The organism is Streptomyces sp. NPDC054863 (genome assembly GCF_053610825.1).
Window position 1 is genome coordinate 1 of sequence record NZ_JBSGZD010000100.1, and the last position, 24,994, is coordinate 24,994.

Sequence of the window (24,994 nt, forward strand, 5' to 3'; positions counted from 1 at the left end):
CCACTCTGCTGTTGAGCGGTGCCCGCCTCACCGACGGCCGCACGGTCGACGTCCGGCTCAGCGGGGGGCGCATCGAAGCGGTCGGTACGGCGGGAAGCCTTCCGGCGCACGGCGCCTCGCGCGAGGATCTCTCCGGCTTCCTGCTGCTGCCCGCCCCCGCCGAGCCCCACGTGCACAGCGACACCGCGCTGACGGCCGACGCGGGCGGTCCCGTCTCGTACGCGACGGAGGACGTCCAGCGGCGGACCACACAGGCGGCGCTGCTGCAGCTCGGGCACGGCGCGACGGCGCTGCGCTCGCACGTGCGCATCGGGGACGTGCACGGGCTCGGCCCGATGGAGGCGGTCCTCCGGTCGCGGCGGTCGCTGCGCGGGCTCGTGGACCTGTCGGCGGTGGCCGTGCCTCGGCTGCTGACCGGGGTGGCCGGGGCGGACTCCCTGGCGATGCTGCGGGACGCGGTGAAGATGGGCGCCTCCGTGGTGGGCGGCTGCCCGGACCTGGACCCTGATCCGGCCGGATACGTGGAGCGGGTGCTCGAAGTGGCCGCCGAGCACGGCTGCCCCGTCGATCTGCACACGGAAGGTGACGACCCGGCGCGGCTGGCGCGGCTCGCGGCGATGGCCGGCGGACTGCGCCCCGGGGTCGCCATCGGTCCGTGCGGAGGGCTCTCGCGGCTGCCTCTTGAGGTGGCGACGCGGGCCGCCGACCAGCTCGCGGCGGCCGGAGTGAGCGTGGTCTGCCAGCCGCAGGGCGGGTGCGGCGCGGTGGACCAGCGGGGAGTGGCGCCGGTACGGCTGCTGAGGGCGGCCGGAGTGCGGCTCGCGGCGGGCAGTGGAGCGCTGCGGGACGTGGCCAACCCGGTGGGGCGCGGGGACCCTCTTGAGGCGGCGTACCTGCTCGCCTCACAGAGCGGGATGCGCCCGCAGGACGCGTACGACACGGTGGCGACGGCGGCGCGCGAGGCGATGGGGATGCCCGAAGTACGGCTGGAGGCGGGGTTCCCGGCGGAGCTGGTGGCGGTACGCGGCGAACGGCTGTCGGGCGTGCTGTCGCTGGCGTACAGCCGGATCGTGGTGCACCGGGGGCGTGTGGTGGCGCGGACCAGCGCGGTGCGCGAGTACTGCGACACGGTGGCGGCCGTGGAGCTCGAACTGCCGCGCCAGGGGCGGGCAGGGACGGGCACCGGGACCGGGCCTGGGACCGGGGCGGGGGCGTGAGCACCGTCGGGCCGGGCGCTGAGCGCCGCAGGGGCGGACCACCGACCCCGGTCGGGGCGAGGTCCTGAGAGAGCCGGTACGGGGCGCTGGGCGGCGTCGGGCAGAGCGATGAGCACCGTCTGGCGGGGCGTCGGGCGGGGTGACCGTACAGCCGCTCGGAGGGTGGTGCGGGCGGCACTCTGAGCGGGGGCGGCCCGGTGGGCGTACGGTCGGAAACATGCGCACTGTCATCGCTGGTGGACACGGTCAGATCGCGCTGCGGCTGGAGCGTTTGCTCGCCGCACGCGGAGGTGAGGTCGCGGGCATCGTCCGTGACCCGAAGCAGAGCGACGACCTGCGGGCGGCGGGCGCCGAACCGGTCGTGCTCGACCTGGAGTCGGCGTCGGTCGAGGAGGTCGCCGCCGCCCTTGAGGGCGCCACCGCGGCCGTCTTCGCGGCCGGCGCGGGCCCGGGCAGCGGGGCCGGCCGCAAGGACACCGTGGACCGCGACGCGGCCGTGCTGTTCGCGGACGCCGCAGAGCGGGCGGGCGTACGCCGCTATGTGGTGGTGTCCTCGATGGGCGCCGACCCGGCGCACCCGGGTGACGAGATCTTCGACGCGTACCTGCGGGCCAAGGGGGCCGCGGACGCGGACGTACGGGCCAGGGACGGTCTGGACTGGACGATCCTGCGCCCCGGGCAGCTGACGAACGACGCGGGGACCGGACTGGTGACCCTGGGCGCTTCCACGGGACGCGGTCCTGTGACGCGGGACGACGTGGCGGCGGTGCTGGCGGAGCTGCTGGAGACGCCGTCGACGACGGGGCTGACGCTGGAGCTGATCGGGGGAAGCGTGCCGGTGTCGGTGGCGGTGAAGGACGTGGCCGGGAACTGAGCGCCGGGGACGGAACTGCGCGGCGGGGCCGATGAGTTCGGTGCCGCCGCGCAGTCGTCACTCGTGACGCGTACGGACCCGGAAGGTGACGCGTACGGACCCGGGAGGCCGGGCGGAACGAAGGAGTGTCATGCGATACGAGCCCGTGGTGGTGGAGCGCGACGAGCAGCCCTACGTGGCGATCCGGGGGCGGGTCGGGATGGACGGCTTCGGCCTGATCGCCGACCGCATTCCGGAACTCTTCGGCTGGCTCGCGGCGCGGGGAACCCAGCCGCTCGGCGGACCGTTCTTCCGGTACAACCTGATCGGCGCGAAGGGGGAGTTGGAGATCGAGGCGGGCGTTCCGGTGGCGGTGCCGCTGCAGCCGGAGGGCGATGTGCTGTCGGGCCTGCTGCCCGCGGGCAAGTACGCGACGGTGACGCATTTCGGCCACCCCGACGAGCTGATCGATGTCACGGCGGAGCTGCTCGCGTGGGCCGAAGGGCAGGGCCTGAAATGGGACATGACGGCGACGGAGGACGGTGAGCGCTGGGTCGGCCGACTGGAGACGTACAGGACGGATCCGCGCGTGGAGCCGGACCTGAACAAGTGGGAGACGGAGCTGGCTTTCCGCCTGGCGTCCGGGTAGCGGCCGATGCCTCTGGCGGCCGGAAAACCCGAAGGCCCCCGCTCTGCGTTTCCGCAGATCAGGGGCCTTCTTTTGTGGCGGCGCCAGGATTCGAACCTGGGTAGGCTAAGCCGACGGATTTACAGTCCGTTCCCATTGGCCACTCGGGCACACCGCCATGGGATGTCTCCGCGGATCTTCGCCTGGTGGCGCTTTTCCCTGGGGACGACGTAAACGATACCTGATGACCAGGGGTGCTCCGCCACTCGATTGATCAGCACCCGCCGTCCGTACGGGTGGCTAGGCTTTGTGCCGTACGCAGGGCCTCGCGCCCGGGGCGTGCGCGCCGCATCCGTCACCCACATCAAGGAGCCACAGGACATGGCCGACTCCAGTTTCGACATCGTCTCGAAGGTCGAGCGGCAGGAGGTCGACAACGCCCTCAACCAGGCCGCGAAGGAGATCTCGCAGCGCTACGACTTCAAGAACGTCGGTGCCTCGATCTCGTGGTCCGGCGAGAAGATCCTGATGGAGGCGAACTCCGAGGAGCGCGTCAAGGCGATCCTCGACGTCTTCGAGACCAAGCTGATCAAGCGCGGGATCTCGCTGAAGGTGCTGGACTCGGGCGAGCCCCAGCTGTCCGGCAAGGAGTACAAGATCTTCTCGTCCATCGAGGAGGGCATCTCCCAGGACAACGCGAAGAAGGTCGCCAAGATCATCCGCGACGAGGGCCCCAAGGGCGTCAAGGCGCAGGTGCAGGGCGACGAACTGCGGGTCAGCTCGAAGAGCCGCGACGACCTGCAGACCGTGCAGACGCTGCTCAAGGGCAAGGACTTCGAGTTCGCGATCCAGTTTGTGAACTACCGCTGAGGCGCTGTCGCCGGCAGCTGATGCGGTAGGCGTTCTCCGAACGGGGGCGGTGGGCGGCTTCGGGCCGACTCCCGCCCCCTTCGCACGGCCACCCTCCCCCTTCGCGCGCCCCTCCTTCGTGCGCCCTTCCCAGGGCCGTCTTCACCGGGAGCGCCATGTCCGAATTCCGCCAGATCTTGTGCGGCCGGGGGCGCAGAATCGGTGGCATGGAGCGTGGTGAGTACTGCGCGGAGAGGATGGGGTCATGACTGTTTACGCGACCCTCGACAGCCCGCTGGGCGAATTGCTGCTGGTGGGCGAGGAGTCCCCGGCCGCACCCGGCGGGATCGCGCTGGTGTCGCTGTCGGTGCCGGGGCAGAAGGGCGGGGCGGTCGTCCGCGAGGAGTGGCGGCACGCGCCGGAGCTGTTCGCCGCGGTGGCGACGCAGCTCAAGGCGTACTTCGCCGGGGAGCTGACGCGCTTCGAGGTCACGTACGCGGACGGGGTGGGGACGGAGTTCCAGCGCCGGGTGTGGAGTGCGGTGGACGGTGTTCCGTACGGGGAGACGACGTCGTACGGGAAGCTCGCCGAGTCGATCGGGGCGTCGCGGGCGGCGGTCCGGGCGGTCGGCACCGCGATCGGGCGCAATCCGCTGCTGGTGGTGCGGCCGTGCCACCGGGTCGTGGGGGCGGACGGCTCGCTGACGGGGTACGCGGGCGGGCTGGAGCGTAAGCAGCAGCTGCTGGACCTGGAATGCGGCCCGTCGGCATGAGGGAGGTGGCGCCGTGACCGGATTGTTCGAGCTGCCCCGGGCGGAGGTGGCGCCGGGCGCGGTGCACGTACCCGGGTGGCTGTCGCTGGAGGAGCAGCGGGAGTTGGTCGTGGCGTGCCGTGCGTGGGCGCGTGGGCCGGTGCCGCTGCGGCACACGCGGCTGCCCGGCGGTGGGGTCATGTCGGTGCGGTCGGTGGGCCTGGGCTGGCACTGGCAGCCGTACCGCTACACGCGCACGGCGGGCGATGCGAACGGCGCACGGGTGGCCGAATTCCCGGGCTGGCTCGGCGACTTGGGCCGCCGCGCACTGGCCGACGCGTACGAGGACCGGAGCGCCGGCGACGGGTACGCGCCGGACGCCGGGCTGATCAATTTCTATGACGGCGACGCCCGGATGGGCATGCACCAGGACCGCGAGGAGCGGTCGTCGGCGCCGGTGGTGTCGTTGAGCATCGGTGACAGCTGCGTGTTCCGCTTCGGGAACACGGAGGGGCGCGGCCGGCCCTACACGGATGTGGAGTTGGGGTCGGGGGACCTCTTCGTCTTCGGCCGGGAGTCGCGGTTCGCGTACCACGGGGTGCCGAAGGTGCGGCCCGGCACGGGCGATCCGGCGACCGGGCTGGCCGCCGGACGGCTGAACATCACGCTGCGGGTGACGGGGCTGGGCTGAGGCCGCGCGGGCTCGCTCGCTAGTGGCGCGAGCGTGAGTGGCCGAAGAGGATCCGGTACGCGACGAGCAGGACGAGCGAGCCGCCGATGGCCGCGAGCCAGGTCGGACCGTCGAAGAACTGGTTGGCGATCTCGCGGTCCAGGAAGCGCGTCGAGATCCAGCCACCGATGAAGGCGCCGGCGATGCCGATCAGCGTGGTGCCGATCAGCCCGCCCGGGTCGCGTCCCGGCAGCAGGATCTTGGCTATGACTCCGGCGATCAGACCGAGGACGATCCAGCTGAGGATGCTCATGAGGGTCCCCCCGTGGGTGCGTACGTACGTGTGCGTGGTGCTTGTGCTGTGTCCTACGTACGGGAAGACGCGCTCGGGGCGGCAGGGGTTGCGCAGGTCAGCGGGCGGCGAAGGGCCGGTCCGTGGGAACGATCTCCTTGCCGAGGGGCAGCAGGGACACCGGAATCAGCTTGAAGTTCGCGATGCCGAACGGAATTCCGATGATGGTGATGCAGAGGGCGATTCCCGTGACGATGTGGCCGAGGGCGAGCCACCAGCCGGCGAGGACCAGCCACAGGACGTTGCCGACGCAGGACGGGGCGCCCGCGTCGCGGCGGTCGACGACGGTCTGGCCGAAGGGCCACAGGGCGTACAGGCCGATGCGGAAAGCGGCCAGGCCGAAGGGGATGCCGATGATCGTGATGCAGAGGATGAGGCCTGCGAGCAGGTAGCCCAGGAAGAGCCAGAATCCGCTCAGGACCAGCCATATGAGGTTCAGGAGTGTCTTCACGGGCGGTGTCCTGCCATCTGTTCGAGCCGGGCGATACGTTCCGCCATGGGCGGGTGGGTGGAGAACAGCTTCGCGGTGCCGTCGCCCGGGCGGAAGGGGTTCGCGATCATCATGTGGCTCGCGGTCTCGATCCGGGGCTCGGGGGGCAGCGGTAGTTGCTTCGTACCCGCGTCGAGCTTGCGCAACGCACTGGCCAGGGCGAGGGGATCGCCGGTGAGCTGGGCGCCGGACGCGTCTGCTTCGTACTCCCGGGAGCGGCTGACGGCGAGCTGGATGACGGAGGCGGCGAGCGGGCCCAGGATCATGATCAGCAGCATGCCGAAGATGCCGGGGCCCTCGTCGTCGTTGGATCTGCCGACGGGGATCAGCCAGGCGAAGTTGACCAGGAACATCACGACGGAGGCGAGGGCTCCGGCGACGGACGAGATCAGGATGTCGCGGTTGTAGACGTGGCTGAGCTCATGACCGATGACACCGCGCAGCTCGCGCTCGTCGAGGATCTGGAGGATGCCCTCGGTGCAGCAGACGGCCGCGTTGCGCGGGTTGCGGCCGGTGGCGAAGGCATTGGGCGCCTGGGTGGGCGAGATGTAGAGACGGGGCATGGGCTGGCGCGCGGCCGTGGAGAGCTCGCGGACCATGCGGTAGAGCTCCGGGGCCTCGAACTCGCTGACGGGCCGGGCACGCATGGCGCGCAGGGCCAGCTTGTCGCTGTTCCAGTACGCGTACGCGTTCGTGCCGAGCGCCACGAGGAGCGCGACGATCAGTCCCGTACGGCCGAAGAAGCCGCCGATGACGAGGATCAGTGCGGACAGTCCCCCGAGGAGTACGGCGGTCCTCAACCCGTTGTGCCGGCGGTGCACGGTGCGCCCTCCAAATGGTGCGGCAGGGGAACTCCTGGCTCGGTGGTGCTTCCACGTTCAGTGGACCCTCCCTTACTGGTCAACGCCAGGCGGGGGGAGCTAGTTCCCTTGTGCACCGGGGAGGGCGGTTAGGCCATCCGGGGCGGGTGTGCGGCGGCTACTGGAAGAGGTCGCCGGTCGCGAAGCGGAGGACGAGCTGGGGGGCACCGGAGAGGACGATTCCGGCTGCGAATGTCAGGACGATCGCCGTGGCGAGGGGGGCGGGGACGGGGAGCCTGTTGCGGCGGCGCGCCGCTGCGGCCTCTTGAGATGCCTGTGCGGCCTCTTGAGGGGTCGCCGCAGCCTCTTGAGGGGCCTGTGCGCCCGCCGGTGCGCGGAACAGCAGGGCCGTCCACTGGAGGTAGTAGTAGAGCGCGATCACGACGTTCACGGCCATGACGACGGCGAGCCAGCCGAGGCCCGCGTCGACCGCCGCCGAGAAGACGGTGACCTTGGCGAAGAGGCCGATGAGGCCGGGGGGCAGGCCGGCCAGGCAGAGCAGGAAGAAGGCAAGGGCGAGCGCTGCCAGGGGGTTGGTGGCGTACAGGCCGCGGTAGTCGGCGATGCGGTGCTGCGGCTTCGTACGGGCGACGAGGGCGGCGACGGCGAAGGCGCCGAGGTTCACGACGGCGTACATCAGGGCGTACGCGACGGTGGAACCGATCTGGGTGTCGCTGGAGTACGCGGCGGCGGCGATCGGGACCAGGAGGTAGCCGGCCTGGCCGACGGACGACCAGGCGAGGAGGCGGACGGCGCTGCGTGCGCGCGTGGCGGACTGGCGCAGGGCGGCGACGTTGCCGACGGTCATGGTGAGGGCGGCGAGGACGGCGAGCGCGGGGCCCCAGACGTCGGCGTACGACGGGAAGGCGACGACGGTGACCAGGATGAGGCCCGAGAAGCCGACGGCCTTGCCGATGACGGACAGGTAGGCGGCGATCGGCAGGGGTGCGCCGACGTAGGTGTCGGGGACCCAGAAGTGGAAGGGCGCGGCAGCCGTCTTGAAGGCGAAGCCGACCAGGGTGAGGGCGACGCCCGCCTTCGCGAGGGTGTCCAGCTGGGCGGGGACGTCGTCGAGGCGGGTGGCGATCTCGGTGAGGTGCATCGTGCCCGTCGTCGCGTACACGAAGCTGACGCCGAGGAGCATCACGGCGGTCGCGGTGACGGAGGACAGGAAGAACTTCAGGGCCGCCTCGGAGGACCGCTTGTCGCCGCGGCGCAGGCCGACGAGGGCGAAGGCGGGCAGGGAGGCGACCTCCAGGGCGACGACGAGGGTGGCGAGGTCGCGGGAGGCGGGCAGGAGGGCCGCTCCGGCCGCGGAGGACAGCAGCAGGAACCAGTACTCGCCGGCGGGGAGCTTCTTGTCGTCCTTGGCCGCCGTCATGGACAGGAGCGCGGTGAGGAGGGCTCCGCCGAGCACGAGGGCCTGGATCACCAGGGCGAAGTAGTCGGCGGTGTAGCTGCACACGGCCGGGTCGCCGACCAGGCAGAAGGTCTTGCGGTCGCCCTTGCGCAGGGGCAGGAGCGCCGCGAGGGCGACGGCGAGGCCTGCGACGGCGGCGATGCCGAGGAGGTGCTTGCGGCTCTCTCGTACGAACAGATCGGCGACCAGGATCGCCAGGGCGACGGCCGCGACAACGACGGGCGGGGCGATGGCGAGCCAGTCGACGGACTGGACGAGGCCGGCCGCGCCCTTGGCGCTCTCGGCGGCCATGGGAACGGCGTTCACGACTTGCCTCCTGCGAGGAGCTTCTGGACGGCCGGGTCGGTGAGGCCGAGGAGGACTGCGGGCCAGAGGCCGGCGAGGACGGTGAGGGCGACGAGCGGGGTCCAGGCGGCGAACTCGTAGCCCTGTACGTCGGCCACGGCGGGCGCTGCGTTCTCGCGGTCTTCGTGCCGCTCCCCCATGCAGACGCGGCGCACGACGATCAGCATGTACGCGGCGGTGAGCAGGGTGCCGAGGCCGGCGATCGCCATGAAGGTGAGGAAGGCGGGGCGGCTGAGGCCCGGAGCGGGGTCGAAGGCGCCGAACATCGTCAGCATCTCGCCCCAGAAGCCCGCCAGCCCCGGCAGCCCGAGGGAGGCGACGGCGCCGAAGGCGAGGAGGGCGCCGAAGCGGGGGGCGCGGCCGTAGAGGGCGGCTCCGGTGGCACCGGCGAGGGTGTCGAGGTCGGCGGTGCCGTAGCGGTCCTTGAGGGCGCCGACCAGGAAGAACAGCAGGCCGGTGATGAGGCCGTGGGCGATGTTGGCGAAGAGTGCGCCGTTGACGCCGGTGGGGGTCATGGAGGCGATGCCCAGGAGCACGAAGCCCATGTGCCCGACGGAGGAGTACGCGACGAGGCGCTTGAGGTCGCCCTTGGCTCCCTTGCGGGCGAGCGCGAGGCAGGCCAGGGACCCGTAGATGATGCCGACGACCGCGAAGGCGGCGAGGTACGGGGCGAAGGTCCGCATGCCGTCGGGGGCGATGGGCAGGGCGATGCGGACGAAGCCGTAGGTGCCCATCTTCAGCAGGACTCCGGCGAGGAGGACCGAGCCGACGGTGGGGGCCGCGGTGTGGGCGTCCGGGAGCCAGCTGTGCAGGGGCCACATCGGGGTCTTCACCGCGAGGCCGATCGCGATCGCCAGAACTGCCGTGACCTGCACGGATGTTGTCAGTCCACGGCCGTTGTCAGTGGCGAGTGCCACCATGTCGAATGTGCCGGAATTCAGGCCGATGAGGAGGAGGCCGAGCAGCATCACGACGGAGCCGAGCAGGGTGTAGAGGATGAACTTCCAGGCTGCCTGGGTGCGCCCGGCCCCGCCCCAGCGGGCGATCAGGAAGTACATCGGGATGAGGACCATCTCGAAGGCCAGGAAGAAAAGGACCAGGTCGAGGACGGCGAAGGTGGCGAGGGTGCCGGACTCCAGGACGAGGAGGAGAGCGACGAATGCCTTGGGGGACGGGCCCGCGGGCATTTTGAAGTAGCTGTAGAGCGCGCAGAGGAAGGTCAGCAGCGCGGTCAGTACGAGGAGGGGGAGCGAGATGCCGTCGGTGCCGAGATGGATCCGGATGTCGAGCGCCGGGATCCAGCTGATGTCGGTCGTGGCCTGCATCTTCGCGGGGTGGCTGTGGTCGAAGCCGAGCGCGAGGACGATCGCCGCGATGAGGACGACGCCTGTGACGACGACTCCGTGGCGCAGGACGGCCTGGTCGGGGCTGCGGCCCTTCAGTCCGGGCGGGGCCGGGAGGAGGGCGGCGCCGGCGCCGATGAGCGGGCCGACGACGATCAGTGCGAGAAGGAACTGCATCACGGATTCGCTGATATCGATCATGGCTCACGCTCCGGCGGCGACGAGGACGGCGGCGATTGCCAGGACGACGGAGCCTGCGATCAGGGCGCCGAGGTAGGTCTGCACGTTGCCGGTCTGGGAGCGGCGGACGGCGAAGCCGAGCCAGCGCGGAAGAGCGCCGGCGCCCCGGACGTACGTGTCGACGACCTCGCGGTCCAGGAAGCGGACCAGTTCGGCGGCTGCCTGGACGGGGCGGACGAACAAGGTGCGGTAGAGGGCGTCCAGGTGGAAGCCGGTGGCCGCGTGGCGGTGCAGCGGGCCGAGCAGGAGGCGGCCGGGGTCGTCAGGGTCCTGGGCTGAGGCGATGTTGCCGTAGGCCGCTTCGTGGGTGGCGATGGCCTCTTCCTCGGAGGTGGCCGGGTCCGCGTCGGGGTTGGCGGCGACCGCTCCCAGGGGGATGTTGCTGCCTGCCTTGTAGCGGAGGGCGCGCCAGGAGGCGTACGTCATGATCCCGCCGACGGCGGCGACACCGGTGCCGAGGACGGCGGTGGTGACGGTCGGGGTCAGGGCGTGCACGTCGAACCAGCCCGCGAGCCGGCCGACGGCCAGGCCGAGGGCGAGGGAGGGGACGGCGAGGACCCAGAGGACGGCGCTCATGGCGAGGGGCTGGCGGCCGTGATCGGGGGCGGCCGGGCCGCGACCGCGGAAGGCGAGGAGCCAGAGGCGGGTGGCGTACGCGGCGGTGAGGAGGGCGGTGAGGAGACCGGAGACCAGGACGACCCAGCCCGCCGTGACGGTGCTCGTGGCGGAGTCGCCGAGGGCGGTGTGCTCGGCGGCGACCAGGACGGCTTCCTTGGAGAAGAAGCCTGCGAACGGAGGGATGGCGGCGAGCGCGAGGAGCGCGATCGTCATCGTCCAGTAGGCGTCGGGGATGCGCTTGGTGAGGCCGCCCGTCCGGGACATGGCGGCCAGGGAGTTGGTGCCGGCGGCGTGGATGATCACGCCGGCGCCGAGGAAGAGCAGGGCCTTGAAGGCGCCGTGCGAGAGGAGGTGGAAGACGGCGGCACCGCGGTCGCCGACCGCGAGGGCGCCGGTCATGTAGCCGAGCTGGCCGATGGTCGAGTAGGCGAGGACCCGCTTGATGTCGTCCTGCGCGAGGGCGGCGAGGGCCGAGCCGACCATCGTGACCGCGGCCATCACGGCGAGGACGGTCATGGCTGCGGCGGAGGCCGCGAAGACGGGAAGGAGGCGGGCCACGAAGTAGACACCGGCGGCGACCATCGTCGCGGCGTGGATGAGCGCGGAGACGGGCGTGGGACCGGCCATCGCGTCCGGGAGCCAGGTGTGCAGCGGGAACTGCGCCGACTTGCCCGCGACACCTGCGACGAGCAGGAGCGCGATCAGGGTCGGGTGGTCGAGGCTCCCTGCCGCTGCGTACTTGAAGATGCTGTCGATCCGGAACGTACCGGCGTCGGCGGCGAGCGCGAAGAGACCGAACAGGAAGGGGACGTCGCCGAGTTTGGTGACCAGGAAGGCCTTGAGGGAGGCGGCGCGGGCTTCGGGCGTCTCCCAGTAGTGGCCGACGAGGAAGTACGAGCAGATGCCCATGATCTCCCAGCCGACCAGCAGCACCATCAGGTCGCCGGAGTAGACGACGAGCAGCATCGCGGAGGTGAAGAGGGAGACGAGAGCGGCGTACGAGGCGTAGCGCGGGTCGTCGCGCAGGTAGGCCGTCGAGTAGATCTGAACGCAGGTCGCGACGACGGTGACCAGGACGGCGACGAGGGCCGCGAAGCCGTCGATGTGCAGGGCGAGGTCGATGGGGACCGAGCCGGTCGGGGTGAGCCGCGTGGCGGCGTCGATCACCCTGTCCCCGCCCTGGTGCACGGCGACGGTGAGGGCGAGCCCGAGTGCGGCGAGCGTCGGCAGGAGCGCCAGCGGGCGTACGAAGCCGGGGGCCGTGCGGCCGAGGAGCAGGCCTGCGGCGGCGCCCAGGAACGGGAGGAGGGGGACGAGGACGGCGAGGGTCGTGGTGGTCACGCGGCGGCCTCTGCCTTCTGTGCCGGGCCGTCGGCGGGTCCGTCCGCCTGGTCGCCCGCCGGGTCTGCCGGGTCCGTCGGGTCCGCCGTCTCGGCGGTGTCGCGGAGCTTGTCGATGTCCGAGGTGCCGCGGTTGCGGTAGACCATCAGGACGATCGCCAGGCCGATGCCGATTTCGGCGGCGGCGATGGCGATGGTGAAGAGGGTGAGGGCCTGGCCGGTGTGCAGGGTGTCGCGGAGCCAGACGTCGAAGGCGACCAGGTTGAGGTTGACGGCGTTGAGCATCAGCTCGACGGACATCAGGACCAGGATCGCGTTGCGGCGGGCGAGGACTCCGTAGAGGCCGACGCAGAAGAGGAGGGCGGCGAGGACGGCCGGGTAGGCGAGGTGCATCAGCGCTGCTCCTTCTTCTCGGCGCCGGGGGCCTTTTTGTCGGCCTTGTCGGCCTTGTCGGCCTTCTTGGCGTCGAGGGCCTTCTTCCCGGCCTTCTCGGCGCCGGGGGCTTCGGCCTCGGCGCCGGGGGCTTCGGCCTCGGCGGCTGCCGCTTCTTCCTCTGCCACCGTGTTCTTGCGGGAGAGGACGATGGCGCCGACCAGGGCGGCCAGGAGCAGGACCGAGAGTGCTTCGAAGGGGAGCACCCAGTGCTGGAAGAGGACTTCGCCGGTCACCTTGGTGGAGCCCTGGACCGGTCCTTCCAGGTCGATCCAGGTGGTGCGGAAGGCGTCGACGACCACCCAGACCAGGGCTGCCGCCGCAGCGACGGCCACTGTCAGCGCGGCCGGGCGGTTGCCCGAATCGGCGTCCGGGGAGCGGCCGATGGGGGCTCTGGTGAGCATGAGGCCGAAGAGGAGGAGGACGACGACGGAGCCGACGTAGATCAGCACCTGGACCCAGGCGATGAACTCGGCGGTCAGGAGCAGGTACTCGACGGCGATGCCGCCGAGGGCGACGACGAGCCAGAGGGCGGCGTGCACCAGCTGCTTGGTGGTGACCGTGACGACGGCCGCGCCGAGGGTGACGATGCCGACCAGGAGGAAGGCGATCTCGACCCCGGTCGGGGAGAGGAAGCCGTGGCCGGCCGCGGCGAGGGTGGTCATCATGCCGACCCTTCCTGTTCTTGCGCTGCCGCCTCTTGCGCTGCCGCTTCTTGCGCTGCCGCCTGCTGGGCCGCTTCGAGTTTGTCGGCGGTCTTGCGGGCCGCCGCGATCTCCTTCGGTTCCTCCGCGCGCGGGTCGAGGGCGGGCGGCTCGGGCACGGTCCACATCCACTCGCGGAGCTTGTCCCGCTCGTGGGTCAGCTCGTGGATGTCGGTCTCCGCGTACTCGAACTCCGGCGACCAGAAGAGGGCGTCGAAGGGGCAGACCTCGATGCAGATCCCGCAGTACATGCAGAGCGAGAAGTCGATCGCGAAGCGGTCGAGGACGTTGCGGCTGCGCTCGCGCCCGCCGGGTGCGGCGGCCGGCACCGTCTCCTTGTGGGAGTCGATGTAGATGCACCAGTCGGGGCACTCGCGGGCGCACAGCATGCAGACCGTGCAGTTCTCCTCGAACAGGCCGATCACGCCGCGCGTACGGGGCGGGAGTTCGGGCTGCTTGTCGGGGTACTGCGCGGTGACGGTCTTCTTCGTCATCGTGCGGAGGGTGACGGCGAGGCCCTTGGCCAGGCCGCTCCCGGGGATGGGTGCCATGACTACTGGATCGCCACCTTCACGATGCCGGTGAGCGCGATCTGCGCGAGTGCGAGCGGGATGAGCAGGGTCCAGGACAGCTTCTGGAGCTGGTCCTCGCGCAGTCGCGGATAGCTGACCCGGAGCCAGATCACGACGAAGGCGAGGACGGCGGTCTTGAGGAGCGTCCAGACCCAGCCGAGTCCTTCGGCGCCCCACGGGCCGTGCCAGCCGCCGAGGAACAGGACGGTGGTCAGGCCGCAGACGACGACGATGCCCGCGTACTCGGCGAGCAGGAACAGCGCGAAGCGCAGCCCCGTGTACTCGGTGTACGCGCCGAAGATGATCTCCGAGTCGGCGATCGGGGCGTCGAACGGCGGGCGTTGCAGCTCCGCCAGTCCGGCCGTGAAGAAGATGAACGCGCCGATGATCTGCCAGGGCAGCCACCACCACTCCCAGGCGTTCAGGATGCCGGGCAGCGAGACCGTGCCGGCCGCCATCGCCACCGAGGCGGCGGCGAGCAGCATGGGGAGTTCGTACGCGAGGAGCTGGGCGGCGGTGCGCAGACCGCCGAGCAGCGAGAACTTGTTCGCCGACGCCCAGCCCGCCATCAGCGAGCCGAGCACTCCGACGCCCATGATCGCGAGCACGTAGAAGATGCCCGCGTCGATCTGCTGGCCGACGGCGGATTCGCTCGGGCCGATCGGAATGACGAGGAGGACCAGGAGGTACGGGAGGAGGGCGACGGCGGGGGCGAGCTGGAAGATCCGGCGGTCGGCGCCGTTGGGGACGACGTCTTCCTTCTGCGCGAACTTCACGCCGTCGGCGACGAGCTGGGCCCAGCCGTGGAAGCCGCCCGCGTACATGGGGCCGAGGCGGCCCTGCATGTGGGCCATCACCTTGTGCTCGGTCTGGCCGACCACGAGGGGCAGGACCAGGAAGAGGACGAAGACGATGACCAGCCGGAGGGCGACGTCGAGTACGTCGTTCACGCGGTATCGCCTCCGGCGGGGTGGGTGGGGTCGTCGGGACCGTGGGGACGGTCCGGCTCGTTGGGGCGGCCCGGGCGGGGCTCGGCCTCGGGGCCGGGGGGCGGCGCGGCTTCGGGGCCGGGGGCCGGTTCGGCTTGCGGACCGGCGGTCGGCACGGCCTGCGGACCGGGGGCCGGCTCGGCCTCCGGACCAGGGGTCGGCTCGGCCTCCGGCTCGGGGCTCGGGGCGGCCTCCGGCTCGGGGTTCGGCCGTGCTTCCCGCTCGGGGTTCGGCTCCGGGTCCGTTGCGCGTACGGCTGCGGGCTCGGGTTCCGTTTCCCGTACGCGCTCGGGGTCGGGGTCGGGCGCGGGGTCGGCGTCGGGCGCGGGCGCCGGTACGGGCCCGCCCTCAGGTACGGGCTCGGTCTCGGGCCCGTCGAAGGTGGGGCGGGCGTGGTGCCAGGGGGCGTCCGAGGTGCCGGTCGACGGGCGCTCGGCCGTGGCCGTGGTGTCGTCGGGCGGGGTCACAGGAGTGGGGGTCCGCTGCGCGGGGCCGTTCCCCTCCCCGCCCCTTCCCTCTGCAACATGTGCGGCTGCGCCGCGTGGCGGGGGCTGCGTCCCCGGGGCCCCGGGCTGCGTACTCGCAGCCGCCTGGCTCGCCGAACCGTCTGCAGCGCTGCGGCTGCGCCGAGGCGGCCTCGCCGTCGAAGCACCGGAGGTCTCGGCGCCCGAGGCCGGAGCCCCTGGACCTGTGGCCTCCGGTGGCGTCTGGCTGACGGAGCCCTGGCTCGCGCTGCGAGAACGGCGGGCGGGTGCAGCCGGTGCGGCTGCGGATTCCGATGCGGCCGGTGCAGGTGCGGCTTCAGGTGCACTCGGTGCAGGCGCAGGCGCAGCCGGTGCAGGCGGTGCAGGCGCAGCCGGTGCAGGCGGTGCTTCAGGTGCAGCCGGTGCAGGCGGTGCTTCAGGTGCAGCCGAGGATTCCCGTGAGGTCGGGGATTCCGGCGTCACCGGGGATTCCAGCGGCGCCGGAGAGACCGGTGCAGCCGGAGAGACCGGTGCAGCCGGAGAGTCGGGTGCTGCCGGAGGAACCGGGGTGCCGGGAGAGGCTTCCGGTGCTGCCTGCGATGCCGAGCCCTCGCTCACGCTGCGGCTGCGGCGGGCCGGGCGGTCGGCCACACCTGCGGCGCCCGCACGAGCAGCACCGCCACCCGCGCCCGCCGCGCCTGCCCTCGCTCCCCGTGCCGGACGTGCCGGGGCTGCCGGGAGTTGGCCCTTGAGGGGGCCCCATTCGTTGGGGTCGGGGACGCCGGGCGGGAGCATCTGGCGGCGCTTGGGGCCGCCGTGCTCCGCCTCGCCCGGTTCCTTGGCGCCGGGCCAGGCCTTGGCGACCCGCGCCGCCAGGACGAAGTCCTTGCGGAGGGGGTGGCCCTCGAAGGTGTCCGGAAGGAGGAGGGGCACGAGGTGCGGGTGGCCGGTGAAGTCGATGCCGAACATCTCGTGCGTCTCGCGCTCGTGCCAGCCCGCGCCCGCGTAGACGTCCACCGCGGTGGGGAGGACGGGAGCGGTGTGCGGCACGGTCGTACGGACCAGGAGGCGGCGGACCGCACGGCCTTCGAGAGAGACGACGTGGGCGGACACGCGGAAGCCCGTGCCCGGTTCGTCGACCGCGCTCAGCCAGTCGAAGTAGGTGCAGGCGAGCTTGGACCGGGCGATTTCGAGTGCGGAGATCCACGCGCCGACGGGCACGTCGACCGTCAGCAGGTCGTACGCCCGCTCGGCCGTGGCCTCCTCGCCGAAGACCTCGGTGACGGCGTCGGGCAGGCTGTCGTACGCGCTCACCGGTCACCAACTCCCGGGGCGGGGCGGGAGGAAGGCGCGGGTGGCGGGGTCACCAGATCGCTCTGCAATGCGGTAACGGACGGGCGGGCCGCCGAGTTCCCGTAGCGCTCCGCCAGCGACTCGCGGGCGATCTTCTCCTGGAGTTTGAGGATGCCCTGGAGAAGAGCTTCGGGGCGGGGCGGGCAGCCCGGCACGTACACGTCGACCGGGATGATCTGGTCGACGCCCTTGGTGACGGAGTACGAGTCCCAGTACGGGCCGCCGCAGTTGGAGCAGGCGCCGAACGAGATCACGTACTTGGGCTCGGGCATCTGCTCGTAGAGACGCTTCACGGCAGGGGCCATCTTGTCCGTGACCGTGCCGGAGACGACCATCAGGTCGGCCTGGCGGGGTCCTGGCGCGAAGGGGATCACGCCGAGCCGGATGAAGTCGTGGCGGGCCATGGAGGCCGCGATGAACTCGATGGCGCAGCAGGCCAGGCCGAAGTTGAAGACCCAGAGGCTGTAGCGGCGGCCCCAGTTGAGGACCACCTTCATCGGCTCGGGCGCGAGGCGGGACAGGACGCCGAGGCGCTGCGGAGTGGGCAGGTCCACCGGGGCGGTCTCCGGAACGGGCTGCGGAACGGGCTGCGGAGTGGGGGTCACGTCCATTCGAGGACGCCCTTCTTGTATGCGTACAGCAGACCCACGGCCAGGAAGCCGAGGAAGATGAACATCTCGATCAGCGTCGTGGCGCCGTATCCGGGTGCGGCGAACACCGTCGCCCACGGGAACAGGAAGATCGAGTCGACGGCGAAGATCACGTACAGGAACGCGTAGACGTAGTAGCGGACCTGGGTGTGCGCCCAGCCCTCGCCGACGGGGTCGACTCCGCACTCGTACGTCAGGAGCTTCTCCGGCGTCGGCACCACCGGGCGCAGCAGGCGCCCGGCGCCGAAGGCCACGGCGACGAAGAGCACGCCGACGACGGCAAGCAGGCCGACGACCGAGTAGCTCTGGAAGTAGCTCGCGGCCGTCACGGTGGTGGCCGTGTGTTCCGCCACCACGGAGTGTCCCGCCGCCAAGAAGTGGTCCGCCGCCAATTCGATCGGCACGGTCGGTTCCGGCACGTCCCGTCCCTCGCTCCCCGGCCTCTCGGCGCCCTGTCGGCCGCCGGTCGGCGGTCGTTGATCTGTACGCACGGGAGTCTAGGGCCTGGTAAAGCCACGGTAAGCAGTTGCGTCACGTCGGCAAGCGGCCGTGGTGGGGTTGTCCCTACCCCCCGCACCCCGCCCACCCCATGGCGTGCGGGTGCCCGGACCGGCAGTCTTGGGCACATGACCGTAAGCTCCGGTGCGCACTCGCCCGGCTCCGACCTGCTGCCTCCTCCCGCTGCCTTCGCCTATGGCCAGCACACGTGGAAGGAGGTCGTGCATCTGCTGCTCAACCTCCCCGCGGCCCTGTTCGGGTTCGTGTACGCGGTGCTCTCCGTCGTGCTGGGCGCCGGTCTCGCCGTGACCGTGGTCGGGCTGCCGCTGCTGGCGGCGGGGCTGATGGGGGCGCGCCTGATCGGCGGCTGGGAGCGGGCACGCGCGCGCGTGCTGCTCGATGTGCGGGTGGAGGAGCCGAGTCCGCTGCGGGCGGCGCGGGAGCAGGACGGCTTCTTCCCCTGGCTGTGGACGACGCTGAAGGACCCGGTGGGCTGGCGTTCGGTGCTGTACTCGGTGATCCGGCTGCCGTGGGGCGTGCTGACGTTCATGCTGACGCTGGTGAGTCTGATCGCGCTGTGGCCGGTGCTGGGGTACATCACACGGGGACTGGCCAACGCGGACCGGACGATGGTGCGCGGGCTGCTGTCGCCGTCCGGCGAACTGGAGCGTCGTATCGCCGAGCTGGAGTCCGACCGGGGTGTGGTCGTCGACACGGCCGCCGCCGACCTGCGGCGCATCGAACGCGACCTGCACGACGGGGCGCAGGCCCGGCTCGTCGCCCTGGCGATGGGGCTCGGGCTGGCGAAGGAGAAGCTGCTCGACGACCCGGAGACCGCCGCGCTGATGGTCGGCGAGGCGCACGGGGAAGTGAAGCTGGCGCTGCAGGAGCTGCGCGACCTGGCCCGCGGCATCCACCCGGCGGTGCTGACCGACCGGGGCCTGGACGCGGCGCTGTCGGCGATCGCGTCGCGGTGCACGGTGCCGGTGAAGGTGAAGGCCGATCTGGGCGAGCGGCCGGCGGAGGCCATCGAGGGCATCGCGTACTTCACGGTCTCCGAGCTCCTGCAGAACGTCAGCAAGCACAGCGGGGCCCGGACGGCGACGGTCGAGGTGTGGCGCTCCGGGGCGCGGCTGCTGATTCAGGTACGGGACGATGGGTGCGGTGGCGCGCGGCTGGACGGCGGCACCGGCATGGCGGGGCTCGCGGACCGGCTCGGGGCGGTCGACGGGCTGTTCACGGTGAACTCGCCGCCGGGCGAGGGGACCACGGTGACTGCGGAACTGCCGTGGCGGGCGCGGGTGTCGGCCGGAGCAGGTGCGTCTGCGGGCACTGGTCGGCCTGCGGGAAACCGCAGTGCCGGGGCTGGGGAAAACCCCAGGAAAAGACGGTGAATTACCTCATGGTCCGGGACGCCCCGCTCCCGCAGTCTTGAACCAACGCACCTGCTGAGCACATGGAAGAACGGACAGGATCATGGCCACGGATTACGCACCACGCACCGGGGAAAACCGGCCCCGGGAGCACCGCGTCCCGCCGGTGCTCCGCGCGCCGTTCGAGGGCCGCGCGTGGCGCGAGCTCGGCTATGTGCTGATCGGTCTGCCGATCAGCATGGCGGCTTTCGTCCTCGCGATCACGACCGTCTCGCTGGGGGCCGCTCTGCTGGTGACCTTCCTCGGCATCCCGGTGCTCGCGGCGGGGCTCGCCCTGTTCCGCGGCTTCGGTGTGCTGGAGCGGGCGCGGGCACGGGGCCTGCTGGGTCTGGACGTGCCGGACCCCCGGCCGCTGCGTCCGGCCAAGCCCGGGCTGATGGGCTGGGTCGGGGCCGTCCTCAAGAGCGGGGTGTCCTGGCGTCATCTGCTCTACGGAGTCCTGCACATGCCGTGGGCGGTCTTCGCGTTCGGCGTCTCGGTGGTCTTCTGGACGTTCGGCCTGCTGGCCTTCACGTACCCGCTGTACGGATGGGCCATCACGCAGAGCAACGGCGCGCACGGCATCCAGCTCTACGGCGGCATCAGCCACGAGGTCTACCTCGACGCGCCTCTTGAGGCGGCCCTCACCAGTGCGACCGGCCTGGTCGTGCTGCTGGTCTGCCCGTGGATCACCCGGGCCCTGGTGTCCGTGGACCGGCTGATGGTGGCCACCCTGCTCAGCCCGTCGGCCCTCGACGACCGGGTCACCGAACTGGAGTCGGACCGGGGCGTGGTCGTGGACACGGCCGCCGCCGACCTGCGGCGCATCGAGCGGGACCTGCACGACGGGGCGCAGGCCCGGCTGGTCGCCCTGGCCATGGACCTGGGCCTGGCGAAGGAGAAGCTGACCGACGACCCCGAGGCGGCGGCCCGGATGGTGGACGAGGCGCACGGCGAGGTGAAGGTGGCGCTGCAGGAGCTGCGCGACCTGGCCCGCGGCATCCACCCGGCGGTGCTGACCGACCGGGGTCTGGACGCGGCGCTGTCCGCGGTGGCCTCCCGGTGCACGGTTCCGGTACAGGTCGAGGTGGATCTGCCGGCCCGGCCGGCCGCCGCCATCGAGGGCATCGCGTACTTCACGGTCTCCGAGCTCCTGCAGAACGTCAGCAAGCACGCACGGGCCACCCGGGCCTCGGTCGACGTGTGGGAGACCGACGGGCGGCTGATGCTCCAGGTGACCGACGACGGCCAGGGCGGCGCGAGCACCGGCGGCGGTTCGGGCCTGGCAGGTCTGGCGGAGCGGCTGGACGCGGTGGACGGAGTCCTGGTGGTGGGCTCCCCCGTCGGCGGCCCGACGACGATCACGGCAGAACTGCCCTGGCGCGGCTGAGCACCGGGCGCCGACGAGCGGCCCTGAGGCCCGAGCCCCAGGCGTGCGCAAGCCGCCCCTGGGGCCACCGGCCGAGCACCGGGCACCGGACGCCGAGCACGGGGCCCGAGCACGGGGCACCGGGCGCCGGGCGCCGGGCACCGACGAGCCGCCCTGGGACACCGGCCGACCGGCGGGTCCAGGGCGGCTGAGCCGCGGGCAGACGCGTCGGCCCGGGCGTGAGAGATGCCCCGGCGAACTGCCCGGGGCCGCCGGTCCGGGGCCGAACCACCCGGCCGGAGTGGTCCGGTACGGCAGGTCGCCGGGTCTTCCGGAGCAGTGGGGCTCCGGAGTCCTGCCTCCCTCTTCCCGCCACCTGGGCGCACCCCGGTCCGGATGCTGGGATGCTGGGGGCAGTTGAGTGCGGTACACAGCCGTACCCGCCAGAACTGGGGGCAGGAAAAGTCGTGGGAGACAGGGTGCGCGTGGTCATCGCCGAGGATTCGGTTCTGCTTCGGGAGGGCCTGACCCGGTTGCTGACCGACCTCGGGCACGACGTGGTGGCGGGCGTCGGGGACGGGGAGGCGCTGGTCAAGATCGTGGGCGAGCTGGCCGCGCAGGGGGAACTGCCGGACGTGGTGGTGGCGGACGTACGGATGCCGCCGACCCACACCGACGAGGGGGTGCGGGCCGCCGTGCGGCTGCGCCGGGACCATCCCGGGATCGGGGTGCTGGTGCTCTCCCAGTACGTGGAGGAGCAGTACGCCACCGAGCTGCTGGCCGGTTCCAGTACGGGCGTGGGCTATCTGCTCAAGGACCGGGTGGCGGAGGTCAGGGAGTTCGTGGACGCCGTGGTGCGGGTGGCCAGGGGCGGTACCGCCCTGGACCCCGAGGTGGTGGCGCAGCTGCTCGGCCGCAGCCGCAAGCAGGACGTGCTCGCCGGGCTCACCCCGCGGGAGCGGGAGGTCCTGGGACTCATGGCCGAGGGCCGGACCAACTCCGCGGTCGCCAAGCAGTTGGTGGTGAGCGACGGTGCGGTCGAGAAGCACGTCAGCAACATCTTCCTGAAGCTGGGTCTTTCGCCGAGTGTCGGCGACCACCGGCGGGTGCTGGCGGTGCTGACCTATCTGAAGTCCTGAGCTCCCGAACTCCTCGGCACCGGGCCGGACTTCGGGCTTCCGGCCGCACTTCCGGGGCGGGGTTCCGTACTCCGAAGCCCCACTCCGGAGCCCCGTCCGGAATCCCGGCCACCGGAATTCTGACGGGGCGTCAGTCACCAAGGTCGAGCGGCCCCCGATCGGGACCGTAGGACCAGAACCAAAGGATGAGCGCGGAGCGTCTTCAGCACAGGGGCCAGGGGGCGGATGAATCGTGACGAATCATGACAGCTGGGTGTCTGAAAAGCGGTTTCGTCTTGTGGGCGGCCCGGGAAACGCGACCCTTGCGGACGTAGGGTTGCCCCGGGACGACCGGTCGTCCGGCCGTTCCCGAACAGCCGCCTCTGAGGGAGGTCCAGTTCAGTGACCAGCCAGGTCAGTAGCCCGGCCGAACAGGCCGACGGAGCCAATACGGCCCCGGAGAAAGAGGTCCGCCGCCTGGACCGGGTGATCATCCGTTTCGCGGGCGACTCCGGTGACGGCATGCAGCTCACCGGCGACCGGTTCACATCGGAAACCGCGTCGTTCGGCAACGACCTGTCGACCCTGCCGAACTTTCCGGCCGAGATCCGGGCCCCCGCAGGGACCCTGCCGGGCGTCTCCAGTTTCCAGCTTCATTTCGCGGACCACGACATCCTCACCCCCGGCGACGCCCCGAACGTACTGGTGGCGATGAACCCGGCGGCGCTCAAGGCGAACATCGCCGATGTGCCGCGCGGGGCCGAAATAATCATCAACACCGACGAGTTCACCAAGCGGCCGATGGCCAAGGTGGGGTATGAGACGTCCCCGCTGGAGGACGGTTCGCTGGACGCCTACAGCGTGCACCCGGTGCCGCTGACCACGCTGACCGTGGAGGCGCTGAAGGACTTCGGGCTGTCCCGCAAGGACGCGGGCCGGTCGAAGAACATGTTCGCGCTGGGTCTGCTCAGCTGGATGTACCACCGGCCCACCGAGGGCACGGAGGCTTTCCTGCGGCAGAAGTTCGCGAAGAAGCCCGACATCGCCGAGGCCAACGTGGCCGCGTTCCGGGCGGGTTGGAACTTCGGCGAGACGACCGAGGACTTCGCGGTGAGCTACGAGGTGGCCCCGGCCACCGCCGCCTTCCCCCCGGGCACCTACCGGAACATCTCCGGGAACCTGGCCCTCTCCTACGGGCTGGTCGCGGCCGGGCAGCAGGCCGACCTGCCGCTCTACCTCGGCTCCTACCCGATCACCCCGGCGTCCGACATCCTGCACGAGCTCAGCAAGCACAAGAACTTCGGCGTACGGACCTTCCAGGCCGAGGACGAGATCGCGGCGATCGGCGCCGCCCTCGGGGCGGCATTCGGCGGGCAGTTGGCCGTGACCACCACCTCGGGGCCCGGCGTCGCGCTGAAGTCGGAGACGATCGGACTCGCGGTGAGCCTGGAGCTTCCGCTGCTGATCGTGGCGATCCAGCGCGGCGGCCCGTCCACCGGGCTGCCGACCAAGACCGAGCAGGCGGACCTGCTGCAGGCGATGTACGGGCGCAACGGCGAGGCACCGGTGCCCGTGGTCGCACCCCGCACGCCGGCCGACTGCTTCGACGCGGCGATCGACGCGGCGAGGATCGCGCTGACCTACCGCACCCCGGTCTTCCTGCTGAGCGACGGCTACCTGGCCAACGGTTCGGAGCCGTGGCGGGTTCCCGACGTCGGTGAACTGCCCGATCTGCGGGTGCAGTTCGCGACCGGGCCGAACCACGAGCTGGCGGACGGCACCGAGGTGTTCTGGCCGTACAAGCGCGACCCGGAGACCCTGGCCCGCCCGTGGGCGGTGCCCGGCACACCCGGTCTTGAGCACCGGATCGGCGGCATCGAGAAGCAGGACGGCACGGGCAACATCTCGTACGACCCGTCCAACCACGACTTCATGGTCCGCACCCGGCAGGCCAAGATCGACGGGATCGCGGTCCCGGACCTGGCCGTCGACGACCCGGACGGCGCCCGCACGCTGGTGCTCGGCTGGGGCTCGACGTACGGGCCGATCACCGCGGCGGTACGGCGGCTGCGCACCGAGGGCGTGGCCATCGCGCAGGCGCATCTGCGCCATCTCAACCCCTTCCCGAGGAATCTCGAAGAGGTGTTGAAGCGTTACGACAAGGTAGTCGTACCGGAGATGAACCTGGGTCAGCTCGCCACGCTGATCCGGGCGAAGTACCTCGTGGACGCGATCTCGTACAACCAGGTCAACGGAATGCCGTTCAAGGCCGAGCAGCTGGCCACGGCCCTCAAGGAGGCCATCAATGACTGAGACGGTCACTTCTTCGAGCGACGCCTCGCACGCGCCCGGGCGGTCGCCCGCGCACACCCTGCTGTCCCTCGTGCCCAAGGCCGACGCGAAGCAGTCCATGAAGGACTTCAAGTCCGACCAGGAAGTGCGCTGGTGCCCCGGCTGCGGCGACTACGCGGTGCTCGCCGCCGTGCAGGGCTTCATGCCGGAGCTGGGGCTGGCGAAGGAGAACATCGTCTTCGTCTCCGGAATCGGCTGCTCCTCCCGCTTCCCGTACTACATGAACACGTACGGAATGCACTCCATCCACGGCCGCGCCCCGGCCATCGCGACCGGACTCGCCTCCTCCAGGCGGGACCTGAGCGTCTGGGTGGTGACCGGTGACGGCGACGCGCTGTCCATCGGCGGCAACCACCTGATCCACGCGCTGCGCCGCAATGTGAACCTCAAGATCCTCCTCTTCAACAACCGGATCTACGGGCTCACCAAGGGCCAGTACAGCCCGACGAGCGAGGTCGGCAAGATCACGAAGTCGACGCCGATGGGCTCCCTCGACGCGCCCTTCAACCCGGTGTCGCTGGCCATCGGCGCCGAGGCGTCCTTCGTCGCACGCACCGTCGACTCCGACCGCAAGCACCTCACCGAGGTACTGCGCCAGGCAGCCGACCACCCGGGCACGGCGCTCGTCGAGATCTACCAGAACTGCAACATCTTCAACGACGGCGCCTTCGAGGCCCTCAAGGACAAGGAACAGGCCGAGGAGGCGGTGATCCGGCTCACCCACGGCGAGCAGATCCGCTTCGGGGCGGACCGCGCGAAGGGTGTCGTGCGGGATCCGCTGACCGGCGACCTCAAGGTGGTGGCCGTCACCGACGAGAACCAGTCACAGATCCTCGTCCACGACGCGCACAGCTCCTCGCCGACCACCGCGTTCGCGCTGTCGCGGCTCGCCGACCCGGACACGCTGCACCACACCCCGATCGGAGTGTTCCGTTCCGTCGACCGGCCGGTGTACGACACGTTGATGGCCGACCAGCTGGACACCGCGATCGAGCGGGACGGCAAGGGCGATCTGGGTGCGCTGCTGGCGGGCCAGGACACCTGGACCGTCGTCGGCTGAATTCCTCTGCGCACGCGCCCGCGAAAGGGGCGCCCGGTCCTCGCG

The 24,994-nt window shown here is 71.2% G+C and carries 24 protein-coding genes and 1 tRNA gene; 11 read left to right on the plus strand and 14 right to left on the minus strand.

Translation table 11 applies throughout. The annotated features are described in order from the left end of the window. Positions 1 to 5: 5 nt before the first annotated feature. The 3 genes from ACWGIG_RS19325 to ACWGIG_RS19335 all read left to right on the plus strand — a co-directional run bounded on the left by ACWGIG_RS19325 (position 6) and on the right by ACWGIG_RS19335 (position 2,719). Positions 6 to 1,217: an amidohydrolase family protein gene (locus ACWGIG_RS19325; RefSeq protein WP_453322851.1), complete on the plus strand. Its 1,212-nt coding sequence runs from the start codon at positions 6 to 8 to the stop codon at positions 1,215 to 1,217. Positions 1,218 to 1,434: 217 nt separating this feature from the next. Then, a complete protein-coding gene (locus tag ACWGIG_RS19330) occupies positions 1,435 to 2,091 on the plus strand; it encodes an SDR family oxidoreductase (RefSeq protein WP_453322831.1) in 657 nt (218 codons plus the stop codon). Between the two features lie 130 nt (positions 2,092 to 2,221). Next, a complete protein-coding gene (locus ACWGIG_RS19335) occupies positions 2,222 to 2,719 on the plus strand; it encodes a GyrI-like domain-containing protein (RefSeq protein WP_453322832.1) in 498 nt (165 codons plus the stop codon). Between the two features lie 75 nt (positions 2,720 to 2,794). On the opposite strand, the gene ACWGIG_RS19340 is transcribed toward ACWGIG_RS19335, so the two are convergent. After that, positions 2,795 to 2,876 (minus strand) — tRNA-Tyr (locus ACWGIG_RS19340). A 203-nt stretch (positions 2,877 to 3,079) separates the two neighbouring features. Here ACWGIG_RS19340 and ACWGIG_RS19345 point away from each other — a divergent pair. From ACWGIG_RS19345 to ACWGIG_RS19355, 3 genes are all read left to right on the plus strand, one after another. Next, positions 3,080 to 3,568: a YajQ family cyclic di-GMP-binding protein gene (locus tag ACWGIG_RS19345; RefSeq protein WP_453322833.1), complete on the plus strand. Its 489-nt coding sequence runs from the start codon at positions 3,080 to 3,082 to the stop codon at positions 3,566 to 3,568. A gap of 244 nt (positions 3,569 to 3,812) precedes the next feature. Further along, complete coding sequence (locus ACWGIG_RS19350; protein ID WP_453322834.1) at positions 3,813 to 4,319, plus strand: methylated-DNA--[protein]-cysteine S-methyltransferase; 507 nt, start codon at positions 3,813 to 3,815, stop codon at positions 4,317 to 4,319. A 13-nt stretch (positions 4,320 to 4,332) separates the two neighbouring features. Continuing rightward, on the plus strand, positions 4,333 to 4,989 hold the full coding sequence (locus tag ACWGIG_RS19355) for an alpha-ketoglutarate-dependent dioxygenase AlkB family protein (protein ID WP_453322835.1): 657 nt from the start codon (positions 4,333 to 4,335) through the stop codon (positions 4,987 to 4,989). 19 nt (positions 4,990 to 5,008) lie between these two features. Here ACWGIG_RS19355 and ACWGIG_RS19360 read toward each other — a convergent pair whose 3' ends face one another. The 13 genes from ACWGIG_RS19360 to ACWGIG_RS19420 form a co-directional block, all read right to left on the minus strand. Beyond that, positions 5,009 to 5,281 (minus strand): GlsB/YeaQ/YmgE family stress response membrane protein, encoded by a 273-nt coding sequence (locus ACWGIG_RS19360; protein WP_453322836.1) that lies wholly within the window; start codon positions 5,279 to 5,281, stop codon positions 5,009 to 5,011. A 97-nt stretch (positions 5,282 to 5,378) separates the two neighbouring features. Further along, complete coding sequence (locus ACWGIG_RS19365) at positions 5,379 to 5,771, minus strand: YccF domain-containing protein (protein ID WP_453322837.1); 393 nt, start codon at positions 5,769 to 5,771, stop codon at positions 5,379 to 5,381. Continuing rightward, positions 5,768 to 6,631, minus strand: a complete 864-nt coding sequence (gene htpX / locus ACWGIG_RS19370) for a zinc metalloprotease HtpX (protein ID WP_453322838.1) — start codon at positions 6,629 to 6,631, stop codon at positions 5,768 to 5,770. Before htpX ends, ACWGIG_RS19365 begins: the two co-directional genes overlap by 4 nt. 157 nt (positions 6,632 to 6,788) lie before the next feature. Continuing rightward, positions 6,789 to 8,381, minus strand: coding sequence for an NADH-quinone oxidoreductase subunit N (locus ACWGIG_RS19375; RefSeq protein ID WP_453322852.1), 1,593 nt, complete (start codon positions 8,379 to 8,381; stop codon positions 6,789 to 6,791). A gap of 11 nt (positions 8,382 to 8,392) precedes the next feature. Beyond that, positions 8,393 to 9,979 (minus strand): complex I subunit 4 family protein, encoded by a 1,587-nt coding sequence (locus ACWGIG_RS19380; RefSeq protein WP_453322839.1) that lies wholly within the window; start codon positions 9,977 to 9,979, stop codon positions 8,393 to 8,395. A gap of 3 nt (positions 9,980 to 9,982) precedes the next feature. Beyond that, positions 9,983 to 11,977, minus strand: coding sequence for an NADH-quinone oxidoreductase subunit 5 family protein (locus ACWGIG_RS19385; RefSeq protein WP_453322840.1), 1,995 nt, complete (start codon positions 11,975 to 11,977; stop codon positions 9,983 to 9,985). Then, positions 11,974 to 12,369 carry an NADH-quinone oxidoreductase subunit NuoK gene (nuoK, locus tag ACWGIG_RS19390; RefSeq protein ID WP_453322841.1) on the minus strand — a complete coding sequence of 132 codons (396 nt, stop codon included), beginning with the start codon at positions 12,367 to 12,369 and terminating at the stop codon, positions 11,974 to 11,976. The genes ACWGIG_RS19385 and nuoK overlap by 4 nt, the downstream gene beginning before the upstream one ends. After that, positions 12,369 to 13,076, minus strand: coding sequence for an NADH-quinone oxidoreductase subunit J family protein (locus ACWGIG_RS19395; RefSeq protein ID WP_453322842.1), 708 nt, complete (start codon positions 13,074 to 13,076; stop codon positions 12,369 to 12,371). The genes nuoK and ACWGIG_RS19395 overlap by 1 nt, the downstream gene beginning before the upstream one ends. Then, on the minus strand, positions 13,073 to 13,663 hold the full coding sequence (locus ACWGIG_RS19400; RefSeq protein ID WP_453322843.1) for a NuoI/complex I 23 kDa subunit family protein: 591 nt from the start codon (positions 13,661 to 13,663) through the stop codon (positions 13,073 to 13,075). The genes ACWGIG_RS19395 and ACWGIG_RS19400 overlap by 4 nt, the downstream gene beginning before the upstream one ends. Before the next feature lie 2 nt (positions 13,664 to 13,665). Next, the gene (locus ACWGIG_RS19405) at positions 13,666 to 14,634 is read right to left on the minus strand and encodes a complex I subunit 1/NuoH family protein (RefSeq protein WP_453322844.1); all 969 of its coding nucleotides are present in this window, start codon (positions 14,632 to 14,634) and stop codon (positions 13,666 to 13,668) included. Further along, positions 14,631 to 16,451 carry an NADH-quinone oxidoreductase subunit C gene (locus tag ACWGIG_RS19410; RefSeq protein WP_453322845.1) on the minus strand — a complete coding sequence of 607 codons (1,821 nt, stop codon included), beginning with the start codon at positions 16,449 to 16,451 and terminating at the stop codon, positions 14,631 to 14,633. Before ACWGIG_RS19410 ends, ACWGIG_RS19405 begins: the two co-directional genes overlap by 4 nt. Continuing rightward, on the minus strand, positions 16,448 to 17,101 hold the full coding sequence (locus tag ACWGIG_RS19415) for an NADH-quinone oxidoreductase subunit B (RefSeq protein WP_453322846.1): 654 nt from the start codon (positions 17,099 to 17,101) through the stop codon (positions 16,448 to 16,450). The genes ACWGIG_RS19410 and ACWGIG_RS19415 overlap by 4 nt, the downstream gene beginning before the upstream one ends. Beyond that, positions 17,092 to 17,514, minus strand: coding sequence for an NADH-quinone oxidoreductase subunit A (locus tag ACWGIG_RS19420; RefSeq protein ID WP_453322853.1), 423 nt, complete (start codon positions 17,512 to 17,514; stop codon positions 17,092 to 17,094). Before ACWGIG_RS19420 ends, ACWGIG_RS19415 begins: the two co-directional genes overlap by 10 nt. 252 nt (positions 17,515 to 17,766) lie before the next feature. Between ACWGIG_RS19420 and ACWGIG_RS19425 the strand changes: the two genes are divergently transcribed. From ACWGIG_RS19425 to ACWGIG_RS19445, 5 genes are all read left to right on the plus strand, one after another. Continuing rightward, a complete protein-coding gene (locus ACWGIG_RS19425) occupies positions 17,767 to 19,032 on the plus strand; it encodes a sensor histidine kinase (RefSeq protein WP_453322847.1) in 1,266 nt (421 codons plus the stop codon). A gap of 82 nt (positions 19,033 to 19,114) precedes the next feature. Then, complete coding sequence (locus tag ACWGIG_RS19430) at positions 19,115 to 20,440, plus strand: sensor histidine kinase (protein ID WP_453322848.1); 1,326 nt, start codon at positions 19,115 to 19,117, stop codon at positions 20,438 to 20,440. Between the two features lie 458 nt (positions 20,441 to 20,898). Then, positions 20,899 to 21,558: a response regulator gene (locus ACWGIG_RS19435; RefSeq protein WP_453322854.1), complete on the plus strand. Its 660-nt coding sequence runs from the start codon at positions 20,899 to 20,901 to the stop codon at positions 21,556 to 21,558. Positions 21,559 to 21,939: 381 nt separating this feature from the next. Next, on the plus strand, positions 21,940 to 23,850 hold the full coding sequence (locus tag ACWGIG_RS19440) for a 2-oxoacid:acceptor oxidoreductase subunit alpha (protein ID WP_453322849.1): 1,911 nt from the start codon (positions 21,940 to 21,942) through the stop codon (positions 23,848 to 23,850). Continuing rightward, positions 23,843 to 24,949: a 2-oxoacid:ferredoxin oxidoreductase subunit beta gene (locus ACWGIG_RS19445; protein WP_453322850.1), complete on the plus strand. Its 1,107-nt coding sequence runs from the start codon at positions 23,843 to 23,845 to the stop codon at positions 24,947 to 24,949. Before ACWGIG_RS19440 ends, ACWGIG_RS19445 begins: the two co-directional genes overlap by 8 nt. The last annotated feature ends 45 nt before the right edge of the window (positions 24,950 to 24,994 follow it).